This window comes from Cetobacterium sp., assembly GCF_048470075.1.
Classification (GTDB): domain Bacteria; phylum Fusobacteriota; class Fusobacteriia; order Fusobacteriales; family Fusobacteriaceae; genus Cetobacterium_A.
The window spans coordinates 1-5,853 of the sequence record NZ_DBGBQB010000262.1 but is presented as its reverse complement, the minus strand read 5'-3'; the positions used below and the strand labels follow the sequence as shown (position 1 = coordinate 5,853).

General features: G+C 31.7%; 5 protein-coding genes. 3 read left to right on the top strand and 2 right to left on the bottom strand.

The window, feature by feature from the left end; genetic code table 11:
• The first annotated feature begins 44 nt into the window (after positions 1–44).
• Genes ACMOUI_RS09510 through ACMOUI_RS09500 form a run of 3 tightly spaced genes read left to right on the top strand, consistent with a single transcriptional unit; the run spans position 45 to position 3,653 of the window.
• Complete coding sequence (locus tag ACMOUI_RS09510) at positions 45–1,415, top strand: sucrose-specific PTS transporter subunit IIBC (protein ID WP_418965463.1); 1,371 nt, start codon at positions 45–47, stop codon at positions 1,413–1,415.
• A gap of 3 nt (positions 1,416–1,418) precedes the next feature.
• Entirely contained in the window at positions 1,419–2,774 is a 1,356-nt protein-coding gene (locus ACMOUI_RS09505; RefSeq protein WP_418965462.1) for a glycoside hydrolase family 32 protein, read from the top strand.
• Between the two features lie 12 nt (positions 2,775–2,786).
• Complete coding sequence (locus tag ACMOUI_RS09500) at positions 2,787–3,653, top strand: ROK family protein (RefSeq protein ID WP_418965461.1); 867 nt, start codon at positions 2,787–2,789, stop codon at positions 3,651–3,653.
• A 52-nt stretch (positions 3,654–3,705) separates the two neighbouring features.
• Here the strand turns inward: ACMOUI_RS09500 and ACMOUI_RS09495 are convergent, their stop codons facing one another.
• Entirely contained in the window at positions 3,706–4,650 is a 945-nt protein-coding gene (locus ACMOUI_RS09495) for an L-lactate dehydrogenase (RefSeq protein ID WP_418965460.1), read from the bottom strand.
• A 14-nt stretch (positions 4,651–4,664) separates the two neighbouring features.
• Complete coding sequence (locus tag ACMOUI_RS09490) at positions 4,665–5,651, bottom strand: bile acid:sodium symporter family protein (protein ID WP_418965459.1); 987 nt, start codon at positions 5,649–5,651, stop codon at positions 4,665–4,667.
• Between the last annotated feature and the right edge of the window lie 202 nt (positions 5,652–5,853).

The window sequence follows — 5,853 nt, the reverse complement described above, 5'->3', positions numbered from 1 at the left end:
GGAACGTTCCCATAAATTAAAATATCTTTTATTGGAGGAAAAAAATGGATTATAAAAAAATTGCTGACTTTATTCTTGAGAATATTGGAACTGAAAAAAATATATCTACTGTTGGACATTGTGCCACTAGGTTAAGAGTTATCGTTAAAAATCAAGATTCTGTTAACCTAGAAAATTTAAAAAAGAATCCAGATATAAAAGGAGCCTTTTTTTCAAATGGACAGTTACAAATTATTTTAGGTCAGGGAACTGTAAATAAAGTTTGTAGTGTTATTCTGGGAGAATCTCATATTGAAGAGTCATCTTTAGAGGATATTAAAAAAGATCAAATGAAAAATTTAAATATTTTTCAAAGATTCGCTAGAACCCTGTCTAATATTTTTGTCCCTATTATTCCTGCCATTGTTGCAAGTGGTTTATTAATGGGTGTTTTAGGCATGGGAAAAACTTTTGGTTGGTTCACCACTGACTCATCACTATTTGAACTCTTAGATATGTTTTCTAATACTGCCTTCGTTTTCCTTCCAATTATTTTAGCTTTTTCTGCTGCAAAGGAGTTTGGAGCAAATCCATATTTAGCTGCTGCCCTTGGAGGAATCCTTATCCATCCGGCTCTACAGAATGCTTGGACCGTTGGAAATGGAATTTCAGGTTATTTTACTCTATTTGGTATGAACTTTGCTAAAATTGGTTATCAAGGAACTGTTTTACCAATTCTAATCGCTGTTTGGATTATGAGTATTATTGAAAAGAATTTAAGAAAGATTATTCCTAATATGTTAGATATAATTTTAACACCATTTTTAACAATCTTAATAACAGGATTTATAAGTATAACTATTATTGGACCTTTGGGAAGAGTTATAGGAGATGGAATCTCTTTCGGACTGGAATATATATACACAACTTTAGGAGTTTTTGCCGGTATTCTTTTAGGAGGAAGTTACTCTTCTATTGTTATAACTGGAATGCATCACAGTTTTCATGCCATTGAAGCAAACCTTTTAGCTAATCCAAACATTGGAAAAAACTTTTTATTACCTATTTGGTCTATGGCCAATGTAGCTCAAGGAGGAGCTGCTATAGCGGTATTTTTAAAAAGTAAAAATACAACATTAAAATCTATAGCTTTACCTGCTGGTCTTTCATGCTTACTTGGAATCACTGAAGCTGCTCTATTTGGAGTAAATTTAAGACTTGGTAAGCCATTTATTGGTGCGGTTATTGGTGGTGCTCTTGGTGGTGCATATATAACATTGACTAAAGTATCTATGAATGCTGTTGGTGTTACAGGTATTCCTGGAATATCGATAGTTCAACCTGAATCAATGTTAAACTATATTATTGCCCTTTTAATAAGCTTTATAGGAGCTGCTCTTGCCACTCTTGCTCTTGGATTTAAAGACGAGGTATAAAATATGTGGAAAAATAAATTTCATATTTCACCTCCTTCTGGATTATTAAATGATCCCAATGGGCTCATATTTTGGAATGGAGAATACCATGTTTTTTATCAATGGAACCCTTTTGCATGTGAGCATGGAGCAAAGCACTGGGCTCATTTAAAAAGTACTGATATGGTCAATTGGCAAAATTTACCTATCGCTCTATCCCCTACTGATTGGTTTGATAAAAATGGTTGCTATTCTGGAAGTGCTATTGAGAAAGATAATAAACTTTATCTTTTTTATACAGGAAATGTAAAAAATAAAGATATTAGAGAGAGCTATCAATGTCTTGCTATATCTATAGATGGTATAAACTTTGAAAAAAAAGGTCCCGTTATCCATAATAAAGATATTCCAAAAGAGTATACAAAGCATTTTAGAGATCCCAAAGTATTTAAAAAAGATGGTGTTTACAAAATGCTTCTAGGCGCTCAAAGAGTAGATTTAACTGGAACTGTCATTATGTTTTCATCTTCCAATCTAATTGATTGGGTTTTTGAAAAAGAGATTATTAAGGGTGAATTTGGCTTTATGTGCGAATGTCCAGACTTTATTGAAACTGGGGATAGTAAAGCTCTAATTTTCTCTCCACAAGGGCTTAAAGCAGATGGATATCTATATAATAACAGATATCAGTCTGGTTATATAATTAGAGACCTAACTGAGATTGAAAAAAACAATTTTACTGAACTTGATAGAGGGTTTGAATTTTATGCCCCTCAAACATTTAAAGATGAATGCAATAAAAATGTTTTAATTGGATGGATGGGTATGCCTGAAGAGTTAGATCACCCATCTATAAAAGAGGAAAATTGGGTGCATTCACTAACTCTACCAAGATATTTGGAAATTTTTGAAAACAAAATTTTACAAACTCCACATCCAAACTTAAAAAAATTAAGAAAAGATAAGATAGTATTAGAAAATATTGAAGTAAAAGATTATTTAAATCTTTTAAAATATAATATTTTAGGGGATACTTATGAATTAATAGTTCACTTAGATGATAATTTCTCTGGAGATATAGAGATTGATCTAAGAAAGGGAAAAAATGAAAAGACGACTTTTTCTTTTGATTTTGAGCAAAAAAAAGCCTCTTTAAATAGAGATTTTTCTGGTTCTGGATATAAAGGAGTTAGAAAGTGTCATCTTAATAAACTTAAAAAAATACATATTTTTGTAGATAGATGTTCTGTTGAAATCTTCTTAAATAATGGAGAGGAAGTCTTTACTGGAAATATCTACCCTAACAAAGAAAGTTTAGGTATTGAAATTAAAGGTAAAATATTGTTTACTATACCTAAGATAGAATTTTATAAATTTTAATTGGAGGATTATATGAAACTAGGAGCAATCGAAGCTGGAGGAACAAAATTTGTATGTGGAATTGCCGACGAAAATGGTAATATTTTTGAAAGAGCTAGTTTTCCCACTGAAACACCTGAAATTACTTTAAAAAAAGTTTATGATTTTTTTAAAGATAAGGGAGTTGAAGCTATTGGAGTAGGTTCATTTGGTCCTATTGATCCAAATCCAAACTCTGATACCTATGGATATATAACTAAAACACCTAAAAAATATTGGAGTGACTTCAATCTAATTGGTGAGTTACAAAAAAATTTGAATATTCCTATGGCTTTTGATACAGATGTTAATGGAGCTGCATTAGGTGAGGCTACATGGGGAGCTGCAAAAGGTTTAAAAAACTGTTTATACCTTACTATTGGTACAGGTATCGGTGGTGGAGCATTAGTTTCCGGTAAACTAATTCACGGAATGCTTCATCCTGAGATGGGACATATCTTTGTTAGAAGACACCCTGAAGATACATATGTAGGTAAATGTCCATTTCATAATGACTGTTTTGAGGGCTTAGCAGCTGGCCCAGCAATTGAGGATAGATGGGGAGTAAAAGCCTTTGAACTTCCTACTGATCATAAGGCTTGGGAATTTGAAGCATACTATATAGCTCAAGCCCTTGTTAACTATATTTTAATAGTATCTCCAGAAAAGATAATCCTTGGTGGGGGAGTTATGAAACAATCTCAACTTTTTCCTTTAATTAGAAAAAATGTAAAAGAGATGTTAAATAACTATGTTCAAACTAAAGAGATTTTAAAAGATATAGATAACTATATTGTTTATCCTGGTCTTGGAGATAATGCTGGATTACTTGGGTGTATTGCCCTTGCACTAAATATATAATTTTATATAGAGGAGATTTTCTCCTCTATATTTTATTTCATAAATATTTCTCCTATAACATTTTCTCTCCTATTTTTATATGTTTTTTTATTATATCAGTTGTTTTATTAAATCTCTCTTTTTCCTCTTTATTTAAGTCCAATTCTAAAACTTTTTCCACACCATATTTCCCAATAATAGCTGGTACTCCTGTGTAAATATTCTCTTCTCCATAGTGGCCTTGTAAATATCCACTACAAGCCATTACTTTCTTCTCATCAGAGTAGATCGCTCTCACAATATCCGTACAAACGCAGGCTATCCCAAACTCTGTACTCTTTTTTCCTGTATATATATCCCAACCCGCTTTTGTCACTATAGTCTCTACTTCCTCTAAGTCTATCTCTTTATCTATTTTCTTTAAAAAACTATTCAAACCCATACCGTTTATTGTTACCTGTGAAAATACTGCCATTTGAGAATCTCCATGTTCTCCCATCATATAAGCCTGAATCGACTTGGTATCTATATTTAATTTCATACTTAAAGTTCTACAAAGTCTTGCTGAATCCAAGCCTGTTCCAGTTCCTATAACATGCTGATGAGGTAATCCAGAAAGTTTTTGAACAAAATATGTCACTATATCCACTGGGTTAGTTATTACTACAAAATATCCTTTAAACCCGGCTTTCATTATATCTGGTACAAAAGATTTTATCATATTTATAGACCCTTCTAACTCTGATAAACGGTCTTGTGAAACATTATCTATCGTTCCAACACTGATAACTATAATATCCATCTCTCCCAAATCTTTAACCTCGCCCTTTTTTACTCTTACTCTATGTGGAAGAAAGGCTGCTGTATCCATGCAATCATAAGCCTGGGACTGGGCTTTAACTTCATCACAATCCACCAAAACTATTTCATCACATACCCCTTGAAGCATCAATGATAGGGCACAGTGACTTCCCACATGTCCTGTTCCTATAATACCTACTTTTCTCTGATTAAACATATAATCCTCCCTTTTTATTCATATTGAGTTTTCTTTACAAAAATAAATTTTTTAAAGTTTAAATCCTTAGAAAAAATATTGGCCAATAATGAGCTGGAAATCAAGTGAATAACAACTGCTATTGCTGATGGTAAGGCACACAATGGATTTGAAAATTGTGAGGACAGTCCAATAGCTAAGGACGCATTTTGTAATCCTACCTCAATAGAGATTGTTTTCTTTTGCTTTGAACTCATTTTTGCTAAGCTTCCAACCATATATCCTATAAAATATCCAATCCAATTATGAAGACAAACTGCCACAATCAATATAAAGCTAGAATTTAATAGATTTTCTCTATTTGGAGCTACACACATTCCATTTATTAAAACAACTATGATAATTGGAAAAATTACAAAGGCCTTTGTAAACTTCTCTAAACTATCTTTTACCATAAATCTTACTAAAATCCCTAGTATTGTTGGAAGTAATACAATTTGAATAATGCTAAAAAACATAGTTTTTGCATCTATTTTTAACCAAGCACCAGCCAAAACCATCGTTAAAAAAGGGGTTAAAATAGGTGAAATAAATGTTGAAACTGTTGTCAAAGCAACTGATAAAGCGGTATCTCCTTTAGCCATATAAGTCATAACATTGCTTATAGTTCCCCCTGGACAAGTTCCTAACAACACTAGCCCTATTGCGAAAGCAGGAGGTAAATTAAAAATTTTTGCCAGCATGAAAGCAACTAAAGGCATAACTATGTATTGAGCTGCACACCCAATAAAAACATCTTTAAATCTTGTAAAAACTAATTTTATATCCTTAAAATTTAAAGTAACTCCCATTATAAACATAATAAAACCCAATCCAATATTTATAAGTGATTGTTCAAATAGCTTTATTTTATTTAATTTAATAAAAGGTTCTGGCTCCAATATTGATCCCAGAGAAACTGCTATAACCAATAAGATAAAATACTTACTTAAAAAATCGCTCAATTTGTTAATCTGTTCCATTTAACCATCTCCTTCATAAATAATATAAAATAAAAAAAGCTTAAACCATAAGGCCTAAGCTTTATAAAACACTATCGCTCAAGCCTTGAATAAAGTAAATCAAACAAGGCTTGAATTATTAAGAGGATTAAATCCTACTAACTTCAAACCATCGAGCTTATTAACAGTAGTATTATAACAACTAAAAATAATGATTTTTTAT